Source organism: Bradyrhizobium sp. B120 (genome assembly GCF_049075665.1).
Lineage (GTDB): Bacteria > Pseudomonadota > Alphaproteobacteria > Rhizobiales > Xanthobacteraceae > Bradyrhizobium.
The window spans coordinates 5,840,965-5,856,657 of sequence record NZ_CP185242.1 but is presented as its reverse complement, the minus strand read 5'-3'; the positions used below and the strand labels follow the sequence as shown (position 1 = coordinate 5,856,657).

15 protein-coding genes are annotated in these 15,693 nt (G+C 64.0%); 8 read left to right on the top strand and 7 right to left on the bottom strand.

Translation table 11 applies throughout. The annotated features are described in order from the left end of the window. Positions 1 to 115: 115 nt before the first annotated feature. From ACOIX3_RS27270 to ACOIX3_RS27260, 3 genes are read right to left on the bottom strand one after another with little or no spacing between them, the layout of a single operon-like run. Positions 116 to 1,399: an ABC transporter substrate-binding protein gene (locus ACOIX3_RS27270; RefSeq protein ID WP_420965081.1), complete on the bottom strand. Its 1,284-nt coding sequence runs from the start codon at positions 1,397 to 1,399 to the stop codon at positions 116 to 118. 53 nt (positions 1,400 to 1,452) lie between these two features. Next, positions 1,453 to 2,526 carry a branched-chain amino acid ABC transporter permease gene (locus ACOIX3_RS27265; protein WP_420965080.1) on the bottom strand — a complete coding sequence of 358 codons (1,074 nt, stop codon included), beginning with the start codon at positions 2,524 to 2,526 and terminating at the stop codon, positions 1,453 to 1,455. A 3-nt stretch (positions 2,527 to 2,529) separates the two neighbouring features. Further along, positions 2,530 to 3,423 carry a branched-chain amino acid ABC transporter permease gene (locus ACOIX3_RS27260; RefSeq protein ID WP_420965079.1) on the bottom strand — a complete coding sequence of 298 codons (894 nt, stop codon included), beginning with the start codon at positions 3,421 to 3,423 and terminating at the stop codon, positions 2,530 to 2,532. A gap of 83 nt (positions 3,424 to 3,506) precedes the next feature. Between ACOIX3_RS27260 and ACOIX3_RS27255 the strand changes: the two genes are divergently transcribed. Further along, positions 3,507 to 3,872, top strand: a complete 366-nt coding sequence (locus ACOIX3_RS27255; RefSeq protein WP_420965078.1) for an endonuclease domain-containing protein — start codon at positions 3,507 to 3,509, stop codon at positions 3,870 to 3,872. Positions 3,873 to 3,934: 62 nt separating this feature from the next. On the opposite strand, the gene ACOIX3_RS27250 is transcribed toward ACOIX3_RS27255, so the two are convergent. Together ACOIX3_RS27250 and ACOIX3_RS27245 are read right to left on the bottom strand one after the other, a co-directional pair. After that, positions 3,935 to 5,863 carry a long-chain fatty acid--CoA ligase gene (locus ACOIX3_RS27250; RefSeq protein WP_420965077.1) on the bottom strand — a complete coding sequence of 643 codons (1,929 nt, stop codon included), beginning with the start codon at positions 5,861 to 5,863 and terminating at the stop codon, positions 3,935 to 3,937. After that, positions 5,860 to 6,681, bottom strand: a complete 822-nt coding sequence (locus ACOIX3_RS27245) for an ABC transporter ATP-binding protein (protein WP_106328397.1) — start codon at positions 6,679 to 6,681, stop codon at positions 5,860 to 5,862. Before ACOIX3_RS27245 ends, ACOIX3_RS27250 begins: the two co-directional genes overlap by 4 nt. Before the next feature lie 411 nt (positions 6,682 to 7,092). Between ACOIX3_RS27245 and ACOIX3_RS27240 the strand changes: the two genes are divergently transcribed. The 3 genes from ACOIX3_RS27240 to fcl all read left to right on the top strand — a co-directional run bounded on the left by ACOIX3_RS27240 (position 7,093) and on the right by fcl (position 10,035). Continuing rightward, the gene (locus ACOIX3_RS27240) at positions 7,093 to 7,767 is read left to right on the top strand and encodes a Crp/Fnr family transcriptional regulator (protein ID WP_420965076.1); all 675 of its coding nucleotides are present in this window, start codon (positions 7,093 to 7,095) and stop codon (positions 7,765 to 7,767) included. Between the two features lie 230 nt (positions 7,768 to 7,997). Then, entirely contained in the window at positions 7,998 to 9,098 is a 1,101-nt protein-coding gene (gene gmd, locus ACOIX3_RS27235; protein ID WP_420965075.1) for a GDP-mannose 4,6-dehydratase, read from the top strand. Then, the gene (fcl, locus tag ACOIX3_RS27230) at positions 9,079 to 10,035 is read left to right on the top strand and encodes a GDP-L-fucose synthase (RefSeq protein WP_420965074.1); all 957 of its coding nucleotides are present in this window, start codon (positions 9,079 to 9,081) and stop codon (positions 10,033 to 10,035) included. Before gmd ends, fcl begins: the two co-directional genes overlap by 20 nt. 149 nt (positions 10,036 to 10,184) lie before the next feature. Here fcl and ACOIX3_RS27225 read toward each other — a convergent pair whose 3' ends face one another. Further along, complete coding sequence (locus tag ACOIX3_RS27225) at positions 10,185 to 11,027, bottom strand: uroporphyrinogen-III synthase (protein ID WP_420965072.1); 843 nt, start codon at positions 11,025 to 11,027, stop codon at positions 10,185 to 10,187. A gap of 135 nt (positions 11,028 to 11,162) precedes the next feature. Here ACOIX3_RS27225 and purU point away from each other — a divergent pair, with 135 nt between their 5' ends. Next, positions 11,163 to 12,026 carry a formyltetrahydrofolate deformylase gene (purU, locus tag ACOIX3_RS27220; RefSeq protein ID WP_420965071.1) on the top strand — a complete coding sequence of 288 codons (864 nt, stop codon included), beginning with the start codon at positions 11,163 to 11,165 and terminating at the stop codon, positions 12,024 to 12,026. Between the two features lie 64 nt (positions 12,027 to 12,090). Continuing rightward, positions 12,091 to 12,891 carry a phosphodiesterase gene (locus ACOIX3_RS27215; RefSeq protein WP_420965070.1) on the top strand — a complete coding sequence of 267 codons (801 nt, stop codon included), beginning with the start codon at positions 12,091 to 12,093 and terminating at the stop codon, positions 12,889 to 12,891. On the opposite strand, the gene ACOIX3_RS27210 is transcribed toward ACOIX3_RS27215, so the two are convergent. Continuing rightward, positions 12,881 to 13,159 (bottom strand): hypothetical protein, encoded by a 279-nt coding sequence (locus ACOIX3_RS27210; protein WP_420971802.1) that lies wholly within the window; start codon positions 13,157 to 13,159, stop codon positions 12,881 to 12,883. The genes ACOIX3_RS27215 and ACOIX3_RS27210 overlap by 11 nt on opposite strands. 374 nt (positions 13,160 to 13,533) lie before the next feature. Between ACOIX3_RS27210 and ACOIX3_RS27205 the strand changes: the two genes are divergently transcribed. Continuing rightward, complete coding sequence (locus tag ACOIX3_RS27205) at positions 13,534 to 14,715, top strand: ABC transporter substrate-binding protein (RefSeq protein WP_420965069.1); 1,182 nt, start codon at positions 13,534 to 13,536, stop codon at positions 14,713 to 14,715. Positions 14,716 to 14,818: 103 nt separating this feature from the next. Beyond that, the gene (locus ACOIX3_RS27200; protein WP_420965068.1) at positions 14,819 to 15,688 is read left to right on the top strand and encodes a branched-chain amino acid ABC transporter permease; all 870 of its coding nucleotides are present in this window, start codon (positions 14,819 to 14,821) and stop codon (positions 15,686 to 15,688) included. Positions 15,689 to 15,693 lie beyond the last annotated feature (5 nt).

Genomic DNA, 15,693 nt, shown 5'->3' with positions numbered 1-15,693 from the left:
CGATGTCATTGCCGGGCTTGACCCGGCAATCCATCGATCGGAAGGACGATTTGTCTTGATGGATGCGCGGGTCGAGCCCGCGCATGACGATTCGTGAGCGCGATCGGTTACGGCCTCACCAGCCAAACCATTCCGGCTTGCGCGGCAGTTCGACGGTCTTCACCTTCTCGAGCTTGATCGTGCCCTTGCCCATCAGGTCGTTGATGTCGCCATCGGTCGCGCCGGAAACCTTGGCGCGATAGAGGTCGACCTTCGTCGTCGGGCGATGATCCTTCTCGGTCCAGTTCGAGGGATTGCAGACGCCGTCCATGCCGGCCGGCACCCAGTCCTTCTTCTGGTAGAAGCCCTTGGCGACGTTCTCGCCGGTGGCTCCGCCGTTCTTGGCGGCCCAATCCAGCGCTTCCTTCATGTAGAGCGCGCTGCAGACCGCGGCGATGTAGTGCACCGGGCGATAGACCTTGCCCGACGGATCGGACATCTTCGAGATTTCCATCACCGTCTTCATGCCGGGCGCATTGCCGCCCCAGCCGACCGCCGTGCGCAGCGGGAAGATCACGCCGTCGGCGGCATCGCCGGCAGTCTTGGCGGCATTCTCGTCCATGCCCCACACGTTGCTGAGGAACTGGACGTCGACGCCTGCGGTCTTGCAGGCCTTCATGACCGAGATGTTAGAAGCCGCGGTGTTGCCGAGATAGGCGTAATTGGCGCCGGAGCTCTTCAGGCTCAGGCACTGCGCCGAGTAGTCGCCGGGCGACAGCGCGAACACCAGCGGCGGCAGCACCTCGAAGCCGAGCTCGGTGGCGAGCGCTTCACCGGCCGCCTTCGGCGCGTTCGGATAGGGATGGTTGGCGCCCATGTGGACGAATTTGGGCTTGCCGGGCTTGCCCTTGGCTTTCCAGTCCTCGGCCGCCCAGGTCAGCTCGGCGCGCAGCGCATCGGAGTAGCTCGGGCCGTAGAAGAAATTGTACGGCGCGGGCTTGGCCTTGCCGCTGGTGCCTTCGGGATCGGTCAGTGCGGCGGCGTAGGAGCCCGACATGTCGGGGATCTTGTCCTGGGCGAGGAAGCCGGTCAGCGCCTCGGTATCAGCCGTGCCCCAGCCCATGATCGCCGCGACCTTGGCGTCGGACGCCGACCACTTCTTGTACAGCGCGATCGCGCGCGGCACCTGGTAGCCATAGTCGTTGCTGTCGACGCTGAGCTGCTTGCCGCCGACGCCGCCGTTCTTGTTGACCCAGGCAAAGGTGTCGGCGACGCCCTGGCCGTAGGGCGTACCGACGTCGGAGGTGCCGCCCGAGAGGTCCTGCAGATGGCCGATGGCGATCTGCGCCTGCGCGGTGGCGGCCGCGCTGCTGATCAGCAGCGCAAGCGAGACCGAGCTCAAAAGGGATCTAATCGTCATTGTTGTTTCCTCCTGCTTTTATTCGTTGAACAGAATTTGAGTTGCTTCAAGCCTCAGTGCGAGAACGGATAGAGCTTCCAGTAGGCCTTGATCTGCCGCCAGCGATGCGCGAGGCCGTCCGGCTCGAACATCAAAAAGCCGATGATGATCAGGCCGATCGCGATCTCGCGCAGGAAGGTGATGTTGTTGTTGAGCTGCAGCGCCTTGTCGATGGCGCTACCCTTCAGCCAGGCGCTCAGCCATTCCATCGATTCCGGCAGCAGCACCACGAAGGCCGTGCCCATTAGCGTGCCCATCACTGAGCCGGTGCCGCCGATGATGACCATCGCCAGGAACAGCACCGAGCGTTCGATGCCAAAGCCTTCCTGGGAGACCACCAGCTGATAATGCGCGTAGAGCGCGCCCGCGATGCCGGCGAAGAAGGCGGCCAGTCCGAACGACAGCGTCCGGTACTTGGTCAGGTTGATGCCCATGATCTCGGCGGAGAGATAGTGATCGCGGATCGCAACCAGCGCGCGGCCGTCGCGGGTGCGCATCAAATTGGTGACCAGCAGATAGCTGATTACCATGTAGGCGAGCACGACGTAGAAATACTGCCGGTCGCCGCGCAGCGTATAGCCGAAGATCGAGAACGGGTTGGCGCTGGCCGGCACCGAGCCGCCCGAGAACCAGTCGGCGCGCGAGAAGAAGTCGAGCAGGATGTATTGCGCCGCGAGCGTTGCGATGACGAGGTAGAGCCCCTTCAGCCGTGCCGCCGGCACGCCGAACACCAGGCCGACCAGCGCCGTGATCACACCGGCGAGGGGAATCGCGAAGAACACCGGAATCGGCGCGTTGTTGGAGATGTAGGCCGAGGTGAAGGCGCCGAACAGGAAGAACGCGGCGTGGCCGATCGAGATCTGGCCGGTGAAGCCGACCAGCACGTTGAGACCGAGGGCCGCGATCGCGAAGATGCCGATCTGGATCGCAATCGAGAGCAGGTAGTTGGACAGCAGCATCGGCGCCAAGCAGGCGAGCGCGATGCCCAGAATCGCGAAATTGCGGCTGGTCGCGGTCGGGAAGATCGTGGTGTCGGCCGCGTAGCTGGTGCGGAAATCGCCCGACGGGATGAGGGTGCTCGTTGCCATTGATCAGACCCGCTCGATGTCTTTGGTGCCGAACAGCCCGTACGGCTTGATCATCAGGATGATGATCAGGACGTAGAACGGCGCGATCTCGTACAGATTGCCCCAGTGCAGATACTCGCTGTCGACATACTGGGCGACGTTTTCCAGGAGCCCGATGATGATGCCGCCGAGCACGGCGCCGCCGACCGAGTCGAGCCCGCCGAGGATCGCGGCCGGAAACACCTTGATGCCGTAGGCGGAGAGGCCGGACGACACGCCGTTGACCACGGCGACCACGACACCGGCGACCGCCGAGACCGTGGCCGAGATCGCCCAGGCCATCGCGAACACTCTCTTCACGGAGATGCCGAGCGACTGCGCGACCTGCTGGTTGAAGGCGGTGGCGCGCATCGCGAGGCCGTATTTGGAGGCACGGAAGAACCAGGCCATGCCGACCATCATCGCGAGCGAGACCACGAGGCTCATGACATAGACGGTCTGGATCTGCAGCCCGAACAGGCTGACTGACTGGCTCTGGAATATCTGCGGGAACGGCTGCGGGTTGACGCCGAAAATCCACTTCAGCGCGGCCTGGAACACGGTCGAGAGCCCGATCGTCACCATAATCACCGAGATGATCGGTTCGCCGATCATCGGCCGCAGGATCACGACCTGGATCGCGATGCCGAAGATGAACATGAACACCAGCGTGATCGGCATGCCGACCCAGAACGGCACCTGATACTTCGTCAGCAGCGCCCAGCACACCCAGGCGCCGACCAGCAGCAATTCGCCCTGTGCGAAGTTCACGACCTGCGTCGCCTTGTAGATCAGCACGAACGACATCGCGACCACGCCGTACAGCGTGCCGACCACGAGGCCATTGACGATCAGCTGGATCAGGAACTGGATGTTCATGTGCTACACTGAACCGTTCGCCTCGCCCCGCTTGCGGGGAGAGGCCGGCGCGCGAAGCGCGACGGGTGAGGGGGAGCCTCCGCATGCGCGGTGCCGATGAGTCCAAGATCAAACGCGCAAGGAGGCTGCGAAACGCTTCGACAGATGCTGAAGGAACGCTCTGGTACTGCCTTCGTGCCCGCAGGCTGAATGGCCACAAGTTCGTAAGACAGGAACCGATTGGACCCTATACCGTCGACTTTATCTGTCGAGAACGCCGTCTCGTGATTGAAGTGGACGGCGGGCAACACGCCGACAGTCAACCCGACGCTGTTCGCGACAAATGGCTCGTCGACCACAATTATCGTGTTCTGCGGTTTTGGAACAACGAGGTCTCCGGCAATTTGGCCGGTGTCCTCGAAACGATTGTCACCGCCCTCGGGGAGACTCCCCCTCACCCGGATCGCTGATGCGATCCGACCTCTCCCCGCAAGCGGGGCGAGGTGAAAGCCGGTCCGTGCCGTTGGATGTGTCATTCCGCGGCCTCCGCGATGACGGCGCGGCCGAGATCGACGACCTCGAGCGTGGTGCGGACGCGCTGTGTGGTGCCGTCCTGGAAGCGGATCACGGTGTCGACGGGGATGTTGGCCTTGCCGCGGTAGATCGCTTCGATGATGTCGGCGTATTTCTCGTTGATGACGCCACGGCGGACCTTTCGGGTCCGCGTCAGTTCGCCGTCGTCGGCATCGAGCTCCTTGTAGAGCAGCAGGAAGCGCGAGATGCGTTGCGCGGGCGGCAACGTGGCGTTGACCGTCTCGACCTCTTTCTTCAGCAGGGCGTAGACCTCGGGCCGCGAGGACAGGTCGGTATAGGTCGTGAACGAGATCCGGTTCTTCTCCGCCCATTTCGAGATGATCGAATAGCGGATGCAGATCATCGCGGCGAGCGCGTCGCGGCCGGCGCCGAGCACGACCGCCTCGGCGACGTAGGGCGAGAACTTCAGCTTGTTCTCGATGAATTGCGGCGAGAAGCGCTCGCCGCGCGAGGTCTCGGCGAGGTCCTTGATGCGGTCGATCACGACAAGCTGCCGGTTGTCGTTGTAGTAGCCGGCGTCGCCCGAACGCATCCAGCCGTCCTTGATGTCGGCGACCGATGCTTCGGGGTTCTTGTAGTAGCCGTGGAACATGTTGGGATGCCGCACCACGATCTCGCCGACGCCGTTGACGTCGGCATTGTCGATGCGGATCTCGATGTTATCGGCCATCGGAACGCCGGTGGTGTCGGGATCGACCTTGCCTTCGGGATGCAGCGTGTAGGCGCCGAGCAGCTCGGTCTGGCCGTACAGCGTGCGCAGCGGCACGCCCATCGCCTGGAAGAACTTGAAGGTATCCGGCCCGAGCGCCGCGCCGCCGGTTGCCGCCGAGCGCAGCCGCGTGAAGCCGAGCCGGTCGCGCAGTGCACGGAACAGGACCTGGTCGGCGAAGACAGAGCGCTTGCCTTCGGCGAGCGCCGCAAGCCCGGTCTTCATGCCGAGGTCGTAGAGCCGCTGCTTGAACGGCGAGGCGTCCATCACGCCGGCGCGGACGTCGGCCGCGATCGATTCCCAGACCCGCGGCGCGAACAGCACGAAGGTCGGCGCGATCTCGCGGAAGTCGTTCATCATGGTGTCGGGCTCTTCGACGAAGTTGACCTTCATCCGGGAGAGCAGCGCTTTGCCCAGCGCGTAGATCTGTTCCATGATCCAGGGCAGCGGCAGCACCGAGACGTACTCGTCGTCCGGCCCCTTCGGATCGAAGGCGAGATAGGTCGCGCAGTGTCGCAGCACGCGGCCGGCCGAGAGCATCGCAAGCTTCGGATTGGCGGTCGTGCCCGAGGTCGTGCAGAGGATCGCGACGTCCTCACCGCGTGTGGCATCGACCAGCCGGTCGTACAGCCCGGGCTCGCGCGCGGCGCGGTCGCGGCCCAGTGCGACGAGCTTGCTCGCCTCCATCAGCCGCGGATCGTCGTATTTCCGCATGCCGCGCGGGTCGGAATAGACGATGTGCTTGAGATTGGGCACGCGGTCGGCAAGGCCGAGCAGCTTGTCGACCTGCTCCTCGTCCTCGGCGAACACCAGCTTGGCCTCGCCATAGGTCAGGAGATAGGAAGCTTCCTCATCCAGCACGTCGCGGTAGAGGCCGAGGCTCATCGCGCCGATCGCGTGGGCCGCGATCTCGGCCGCGACCCAGTCCGGCCGGTTGTCGCCGATGATGCCGATCACATCGCCGCGGCCGAGCCCGAGCTCGACCATGCCGAGCGCGAAATCATGGCTGCGGGTCTGGTAGTCGTTCCAGGTGAATTCGCGCCACAGCCCAAGATTCTTCTCGCGCAGCGCGATCTCGCCGCCGTGCTCCCTGGCGTTGAGACGCAGCATCTTGGGAAAGGTGTCGGCCTGCGCGGCGCGACCGGCATAGTCCATCATGCCGCGCTCTCCCGCACCGCCGGCTTGTCGTCGGGATCGACCAGCACCTCGTCCTCTTCGCCGAGATAGGCGCGCTTGACATGGGGATCGGCCAGCACGGCGGCCGGATCGCCCTCGGCGATCTTGCGGCCGAAATCCAGCACCATGACGCGGTGGGAGATGTCCATCACGACGCCCATGTCGTGCTCGATCATCATGACGGTCATGCCGAACTCTTCGTTGAGATCGACGATGTAGCGCGCCATGTCTTCCTTCTCTTCGAAGTTCATGCCGGCCATCGGCTCGTCGAGCAGGATCAGTTGCGGCTCCAGCGCCATCGCGCGGGCGAGCTCGACGCGCTTGCGCAAGCCGTAGGGCAGGGTGCCGGCGGTCGCCTTGCGCACCGACTGCAGATCGAGGAAGTCGATGATCTCCTCGACCTTGCGGCGGTGCTCCAGCTCCTCGCGGCGCGCGCCGGTCAGCCAGTACAGCGATCCCGTGATGAAGTTGTTCTTCAAGAGGTGATGGCGGCCGACCATGATGTTGTCGAGCACGCTCATATGGTGGAACAGCGCGAGATTCTGGAAGGTCCGGCCGATGCCGAGACGGGGCCGTGCGTTCGGGGTGAGGCCGGTGATGTCCTGGCCGCGATAGAACAGCTGGCCTTCGGTCGGCCGGTAGCGGCCGGAGATGCAGTTGACGATCGAGGTCTTGCCGGCGCCGTTCGGGCCGATGATGGAGAACAACTCGCCCTCGTTGACGCCGAAGCTGACTTCGGTCAGCGCGCGGACGCCGCCAAAGCGCAATGAGACTCCGCGCACCTCGAGACTGTTGGCCACCCTGTTCCCTCCAGATAGGGGCGCTTTGGCGCGCTCTTTATCTTCGCTTCGATCCTGCTTGGATCTTACACTTCGATCTTACATGGGCCGCCGGAGGGAGACCATCCGACTAATGAAGCCGGCGTTCGGGAGCATCGCTCGCCCCGATCGCCTGCGTCATGCGCGGTAACGCCGCACCCCGCCTGCAAGCCCGTCTCTCGCGTCGTCCGCGGTCAGTGATCCATCAAGGCGCTGCGCGCGGCGTTAGGCGAGGTGGCTCTGAATACGAGAAAGCGATAGGTTGAATTGTCATGTGCCCGACAATTGGTCAGGAATTTTCGCTGGCATTGCAGGAAGCGGGTTCCTGGCTTCGCGCACGGCGTTGCTGCGGTGCAATATCGAGTGTCTTTGGGGTGGGATGCCGTCGCCAGAATGATTGCTGCTGAATACCTCAAGCGCATCGCGGCCTGGTCGCGCGAACTGAGCGAGCAAGAGATCGAGATCGCGCGCGCCGGCATTTCCGAGAAGTCCTACCGCGCCAACGAATTCATCTTCATGCGCGGCGACAATTTCCAGTACTGGACCGGCATCGTCACCGGGCTGGCGCGGATGGGCATCGTCTCGCGCGGCGGCAAGGCCGCGAGCTTCGCAGGCCTCACCGCCGGCGCCTGGTTCGGCGAGGGTACCGTGCTCAAGAACGAGCTGCGGCGCTACGACGTGGTCGCGCTGCGCGACACGCGCCTGGCGATGATGGATCGCCGGACCTTCGTCTGGCTGTTCGAGAACAGCGTCGGCTTCAACCGCTTCCTGGTGGGACAGCTCAACGAACGACTCGGCCAGTTTATCGCGCTGCTCGAATATGGCCGCACGCTGGACGCCACCGCGCGGCTGGCGCGCTCGATCGCCTCGCTGTTCAATCCGATTCTCTACCCCGAGCTCACCTTGCATCTGGAGATCACCCAGGAGGAGATCGGGGCGCTGTCGGGTATCTCCCGGCAGAACGCCAACCAATGCCTGAAACGGCTCGAGCGCGAGGGCCTGCTGCGGCTCGAATATGGCGGGGTGACGATCATCGAGCTCGACCGGCTGCGCCATTACGGGGAGTGACCGGCTCGGGGCCGAACCACGCCACTTTTCGAGGCTCTAAAGCGCGATGAGATCGATCGCGCTTTAGCTTCTTGTTTGGGCATGATCTTTTCGGAAAGCCGCTACGCACTTTTCCGGATCATGCCTTAAAGTCCTGATTTCAAACGATTAAGCCATTAGACTTGAAGCAGGCCGGATGCTACAGACCGGCCTCGTCGGGACCGCGCGGTTTCGCGCTCTCTGGAGATGACATGGCGGTTAAGGATTCGGCGGCTCAGGACTCAAAGCGGCGCGTTGCGCTGATCACCGGCATCACCGGGCAGGACGGCGCGTACCTCGCCGAATATCTGCTCGGCCTCGGCTATACCGTGCACGGGATCAAGCGCCGCTCGTCCTCGTTCAACACCGCGCGCGTCGACCATCTCTACCAGGATCCGCATGCCGGCAACGTGCCGTTCCTGATGCACTACGGCGACATGACCGATTCGACCAATCTGATCCGGTTGATGCAGCAGATCCGGCCGACCGAGATCTACAATCTCGCCGCCCAGAGCCACGTCCAGGTCAGTTTCGAGAGCCCGGAATACACCGCCAACGCCGACGCCATCGGCGTGCTGCGCCTGCTGGAGGCGATCCGCATCCTCGGCATGGAAAAGGAGACCCGGTTCTACCAGGCATCGACCTCGGAGCTGTACGGGCTCGTGCAGGAGGTGCCGCAGAAGGAGACCACGCCGTTCTATCCGCGTTCGCCCTATGGCGTCGCCAAGCTGTATGGCTACTGGATCACGGTGAACTACCGTGAGGCCTACGGCATGTTCGCCAGCAACGGCATCCTGTTCAACCACGAAAGCCCGATCCGCGGCGAGACCTTCGTGACGCGCAAGATCACCCGCGCCGTCGCTCGCATCGAGGTCGGCCTGGAGAGCAAGCTCTATCTCGGCAATCTCGATGCCAAGCGCGACTGGGGCCACGCCCGCGACTATGTCGAGGGCATGCACAAGATCCTGCAGGCGGACGAGCCCGGCGACTTCGTGCTCGCGACCGGCGAGACGCGCTCGGTCCGCGAATTCGTCGAGCTGGCGTTCGCCGAGGTCGGCCGCGGCATCGAATGGCGCGGCAAGGGCGTCGAAGAGGTGGGTGTCGACAAGGCGACCGGCCACACCCTGGTGCAGATCGATCCGGTCTATTTCCGTCCGACCGAGGTCGATCTTCTGATCGGCGACGCCAGCAAGGCGCGCGCCAAGCTCGGCTGGGCGCCGAAGACGCCGTTCGCGCAACTGGTGAAGGAAATGGTCGCCAGCGATCTCGTCGAGGCCAGGCAGGATGCGGCCAATGGCAAGCACGGCGTTTGAACTGAAGGGCAAGACGGTCTTCGTCGCCGGCCATCGCGGCATGGTCGGCTCGGCGCTGATGCGCCGGCTGGCGCGCGAACAGGCCGATCTGCTGACGGTGTCGCGCGGCGAGGTCGATTTGCGCGACCAGGCCGCGGTCAACGCCTGGTTTGCCTCGAAGCGGCCGCAGGCGGTGTTCCTCGCCGCCGCCAAGGTCGGCGGCATCGTCGCCAACAACACGCTGCGGGCGGAATTCCTCTACGACAATCTGGCGATCTCGAGCAACGTGATCCAGGCGGCCCATGGCAACGGGTGCGAGAAGCTGATGTTCTTCGGCTCCTCCTGCATCTATCCGCGCCTGGCGCCGCAGCCGCTGCGCGAGGATTCGATGCTGACCGGCCCGCTGGAGCCTACCAACGAGCCCTATGCCATCGCCAAGATCGCCGGCATCAAGATGGCCGAGGCCTATCGCAGCCAGTATGGCGCCGATTTCATCAGCGTGATGCCGACCAATCTCTACGGTCCCGGCGACAATTATCATCCCGAATACAGCCACGTCGTCGCCGCGCTGATCCGCCGTTTCCACGAGGCCAAGGTCTCCGGTGCAGGCAGCGTCGTGGTGTGGGGCACCGGCACGCCGCGCCGTGAATTCCTCTATGTCGACGATCTCGCCGACGCCTGCATCCACCTGATGAAGACCTATTCCTCGCCGGAGCTGGTCAATATCGGCACCGGCGAGGACATCACCATCGCCGAATTCGCCCGCGTGGTCGCTGCTACCGTCGGCTATCGCGGTGAGATCAGCTTCGACACCTCGCGCCCGGACGGTACGCCGCGCAAGCTGCTCGACGTCAGCCGGCTCGCCAAGCTCGGTTGGCGCGCCACGACTTCGCTCGAGGACGGCATCAAGCTCGCCTACCAGGCCTATCTCAACGAGACCAAGCAGGCGGCGGAGTAGAATTCGACTACTTCCACGCCGTCATTGCGAGCCACCCGGTCGGCGCGAAGCGCCGCCGGATGACAGGCTCCGCGAAGCAATCCATCGCGCCGCTTGCGGACCGATGGATTGCTTCGTCGCTTCGCTCCTCGCAATGACGCTTAGGGCAACTACTTCGCCGCCGCGCGGGGCGGAGCCTTCGCCAGCGCCGTCGCCATCGCCGAGATCAGCGGCTTCATGAAGAACGCATCGTTCGCCGGGTAGATGTCGGTGGATAGGCCGTAGGCCTTCAACTCGTCCGACACCACCGGCCCGACGGAGGCGATCGGGGTCTGCTGCAAGCCCTCGCGCAATTGCGCCTCGCAGCGATGCGCCTGCGCCACCTCGAGCAGGCGGCGAACCTGACCCGAACTGGTCAGCGCGATGGCGTCGATGCGGCCTTGCGCCATCTCCTCGATCGCGGTGACGATGTTGGCGTCGGCGGCCTGCGCGTCATAGACATAAGGCAGCACCGTATCGACCTCCGCACCCTGCGCCTTGATCGCGCCGATCAGCGTGGCGTGATCCTTGTCCGGATAGAGCTGCAGGCCGAGCCGATGGCCGCTCAGGTCGAGCTTTGCCAGCATCTCGGCAACGCCTTCCGAGGTTGGCTTCTCCGTCGTCATTTGCGGCTCCAGGGCGATCTCGCGCAGCGCGCGGCCGGGCTTGGGGCCGCGGGCGAATTTGCGCGCCTTGCCGAGGCTCGTGACAAACTCCGCCTCGACCCCGATCCGGCGCACCACCTTCATCAGCCGGCGCAGGCCTTCGCCGGTCATCAGCACGAGGTCGTCGAGCGGCCGCTCGATGGCGCGGCGAATCCAGGCCTCGATCGGCGCCGGATCCGGCGCGTCATGGATGGTGAACATCGGGCATTGCAGCACGTCGGCGCCCTGCTCGGCGAGCAGGCGGGAAAACTGCGCCTCCTCGCGCGTCTCGAGGATCAGGATGCGGTAGCCGTTCAGCCGGTCAGCCATGATGGTCCCTAACAAACGTTGTCGTCATTTGTTCGATTTGACCCCCGCGCCGGGATTGGCGCAAGGCCGCCTGCGGTGTAGACGAGGGCCGAAAATGACCGTTCCACGTATCTGCTCAAGCTTTGGTCAATTGGCATGCCCGACCATCAATTCGTTCTGACCCTGTCCTGTCCGGATCGACCGGGGATCGTCTCCGCGGTCTCGACGTTTCTGGCGCATAACGGCCAGAACATCCTGGACGCCCAGCAGTTCGACGACATCGAGACCGGCAAGTTCTTCATGCGCGTGGTGTTCACCGCGGCCGATCTCGCGGTGGAGCTGGCCGCGCTGCAGACCGGCTTTGCTGCGATTGCCGAACGCTTCGGCATGGAATGGCAGATGCGCGATCGCGCCAACCGCCGCCGGGTGATGCTGCTGGTGTCGAAGTCCGATCACTGCCTGGTCGATATCCTCTATCGCTGGCGCACCGGCGAGCTCGAGATGATCCCGACCGCGATCGTCTCCAACCATCCGCGCGAGAGCTACGGATCGCTCGATTTCGGCGATATCCCGTTCCACCATCTGCCGGTGACCAAAGAGACCAAGCGGCAGCAGGAAGACGCGGTCTGGAAGCTCGCCCAGGACACCAATACGGACCTCGTGGTGCTCGCCCGCTACATGCAGATCCTGTCCGACGAGATGTCGGCGCGGCTGTCCGGCCGCTGCATCAACATCCATCATTCCTTCCTGCCCGGCTTCAAGGGCGCCAAGCCTTACCACCAGGCGCATGAGCGCGGCGTCAAGCTGATCGGCGCCACCGCGCATTATGTCACCAGCGATCTCGACGAGGGGCCGATCATCGACCAGGACGTCGAGCGCATCAGCCACCGCGACACGCCCGAGGATCTCGTGCGCAAGGGCCGCGACATTGAGCGCCGGGTGCTGGCGCGGGCGATCCGCTACCATCTCGCCGACCGCGTCATCCTCAACGGGCGCAAGACCGTGGTGTTCGTGGACTGATCCGCAGGTTAGCCCGGTTGCCGCGCTTTGACGGCGCTGGTGTCGCTTTGCATCGAGGTGCTGCATGAAACTCATCCACATGAGCGACATCCATCTGACGGTGCCGGGGCGGACGATCTTCGGCCGTGATCCTCTGGGTAATTTCGAGCGTGCGCTCGATCATGTGCTTGCCGATCATCGCGATGCCGAGCTCATGGTGATCTCGGGCGATCTTTCCGATCTCGGCGACTTCGCCGACTATCAATTGCTGCGCGAACGCCTGAGCCGGTTTCCGATCCCGACGCGGCTTTGTATCGGCAACCACGACCATCGCGAGACGTTTCTCGGCGTGTTTCCCGAATGCGCCGACGCGGACGGCTTTGCGCAGGGCGTTCACGACGCTTCGTTCGGTCGCTGCCTGCTCCTCGATACCTACGAGCCGGAGACGGCCGCCGGCAGTTTCTGCGAGAGGCGGCAGGCCTGGCTGGAGCGGCAGCTATCGGAGCATGACGGTCCGTTCTTCCTGTTCATGCATCACAATCCATTCCCGACGCATATCGCCCCGGTGGACCGGATCGGCCTGCTCGACGATGCCGCGTTCCGGTCGATCGTCGCGAAGCACCGGAGCAAGGTCAGGCACATCTTCTTCGGTCACTGCCACATGGTGCTGAGCGGTTCGGTTGCCGGTGTCCCCACGACCTCGCTGCGCGGAACGAACCACGCCAGCTATCCCGTGTTCGCGGAGGTCCTGACCGTCGCCGATCTGCCGGAGTCCTATGGCGTCGCGTTCATCGGCGCGGACTACGTCACCGTGCACATGGTGGAGTTCGGCTACCGCGGCGAAATCCGCAGCGAGGATTCGCCCAGCCAGGCAGTCATTGGGTAGCGTTCTGCGCCGGTGCCGCCGGCTTGGCGGCGTCGCCACGCTCCGCCGCCGGCATCAGGCGCTTGCGTTCCCGCTCCTGCATGAACTTGTCGTATTCGGGGGTGCCCGCCCGCGGCGGCGCGTCTGCGGGCAGACCGCCGGCCCAGGCCGGAATGTAGTCGGCCATGCCGGCCGAGACCTTTTGGTTCATGGTGCTGCATCCCCCGAGCGCGCAGGCCGCGAGCGCGAGGGCAGTCAGGGCAGGGATGTGGCGTGTGAAGATCGGCATTGGCGGCAGCATACAGCCCTGGTCTTTATGGATGATGATCTCAGGCGCGACCGTTCGGCTGCAATTGTGCTTGTTTGTTGACATTACAGATTGATTTGTACGATCGTACAAATGAGTGGGCCGAGGGAGGCCTGAGAGACGAGAGCGATTCTAGTGGGGGCGTTGAGTTTCGGGGAATGATTGTGGTATCCTGATACTTGTTTCGGCAGCGGGCCAAATCATGGCGCGCGACACACGTCCATCGTCCGATTGACAGAGGGCGCGGGGAAACGCCTTGTCGCGTTACGGCTCGGCCGTGACATGGTTGGGTAAAGGGTAAGGCAAGGGCCGGGCACTCGGCTCGACGCAGAACAATGGAAGGGGGAGGGACGTCGATGTTCAATCGTCGCAAAATGTTGCTGTGGGGCGCCGCTTCGGCCGTGCTTCCGGGTTTGTGCGCCAGCGTGCCGGCGTGGGCGGACGACGCCGTCAAGATCGGCCTGATCCTGCCGATGACCGGCGGCCAGGCCTCGACCGGCAAGCAGATCGATAACGCGATCAAGCTCTACATGCAGCAGAAGGGCGACACCGTCGCCGGCAAGAAGATCGAGATCATCCTGAAGGACGATGCCGCGGTGCCCGACAACACCAAGCGGCTCGCGCAGGAATTGATCGTCAATGACAAGGTCAGTTTCATCGCCGGCTTCGGCGTGACGCCGGCCGCGCTCGCGGCAGCGAAGCTTGCGACGGAAGCGAAGATCCCGGAAGTCGTGATGGCGGCGGGCACCTCGATCATCACCGAGCGTTCGCCCTATATCGTGCGCACCAGCTTCACGCTGGCGCAGTCCTCCACCATCATCGGCGACTGGGCGGTCAAGAACGGCATCAAGAAGGTCGCGACGCTGACCTCCGACTACGCGCCGGGCAACGACGCGCTGACCTTCTTCAAGCAGCACTTCACCGCCGGCGGCGGCGAGATCGTGGAAGAGGTCAAGGTCCCGCTTGCCAATCCAGATTTCGCGCCGTTCCTGCAGCGCATGAAGGACGCCAAGCCCGACGCGATGTTCGTGTTCGTGCCGGCCGGGCAGGGCGGCAACTTCATGAAGCAATATGCCGAGCGCGGGCTGGACAAAAGCGGCATCAAGGTGATCGGCCCCGGCGACGTGATGGACGACGACCTGCTCAACAACATGGGCGATGCCGCGCTCGGCGCGGTGACGGCGCATCTCTATTCCGCGGCGCATCCGTCCGCGATGAACAAGGATTTCGTCGCCGCCTACAAAAAGGCGTTCGGCAACCGTCCGGGCTTCATGGCAGTCAGCGGCTATGACGGCATCCATCTGATCTACGAGGCGCTGAAGAAGACCAATGGTGCGACCGATGGCGACAGACTGATCGAGGCGATGAAGGGCATGAAGTGGGAGAGCCCGCGCGGCCCGATCTCGATCGATCCGGAAACCCGCGACATCGTGCAGAACATCTATATCCGCAAGGTCGAGAAGGTCGACGGCGAACTCTACAACGTCGAGTTCGCGACCTTCGAGGCCGTCAAGGATTCCGGCAAGACCAAGAAGTGACGCGCGAAAGCTCCGCTCGCTGCATGTCATGGCCGGGACGAGCCCGGCCGTGAAGATCCTGTTGACGTGGTGTCGTTTGCGCCCTCTCGCTTAAGCTGACTTCATGGCCTCTATCCTCACCAATTTGTTCGACGGCGTCGCCTACGGCATGCTGCTGTTCGTGCTCGCCTGCGGGCTTGCGGTGACGCTCGGGCTGATGAACTTCGTCAACCTCGCGCATGGCGCCTTCGCGATGGCCGGCGGCTATATCTGCGCCGTGCTGGTCAACAATTCCGGCTGGCCGTTCTTCGCAGCGCTGCCGCTCGCCTTTGTCGGGAGTGCCGTGATCGGCGTCGCACTGGAGCGCACGCTGTACCGCCATCTCTATAGCCGCAGCCATCTCGATCAGGTGCTGTTCTCGATCGGTTTGGTGTTCATGTCGGTGGCGGCGGTCGACTACATCATGGGATCGTCGCGGGTCTTCATCAAATTGCCGGCGGCGCTGGAGGGCCAGATCGATCTGTTCGGCGTCGGCATCGGGCGTTACCGGCTGATGATCGTCGTGATCTGCGGCCTGCTGACGCTGGCGCTGCAGCTGATCCTCGCCAAGACGCGGTTCGGCAGCCGCCTGCGCGCCGCGGTCGACGATCCGCGCGCCGCGATCGGGCTCGGCATCAACGTGCCGCAGGTATTCGCGTTCACCTTCGCCTTCGGCTGCGGCCTCGCCGGGCTCGGCGGCGCGCTGAGCGCGGAGATCCTCGGGCTCGATCCGTATTTCCCGCTGAAATTCATGATCTACTTCCTGATCGTCGTCACCGTCGGCGGTTCCTCCTCGATCACCGGGCCGTTCCTTGCCTCGCTGCTGCTCGGCATCGCCGACGTCGCCGGCAAATATTACGTGCCCAAGGTCGGCCCCTTCGTGATCTACACCGTCATGATCGTGATCCTGCTCTGGCGCCCGAACGGCCTGTTCGGCCGCACCGCGGCGCGGTGAGGCGG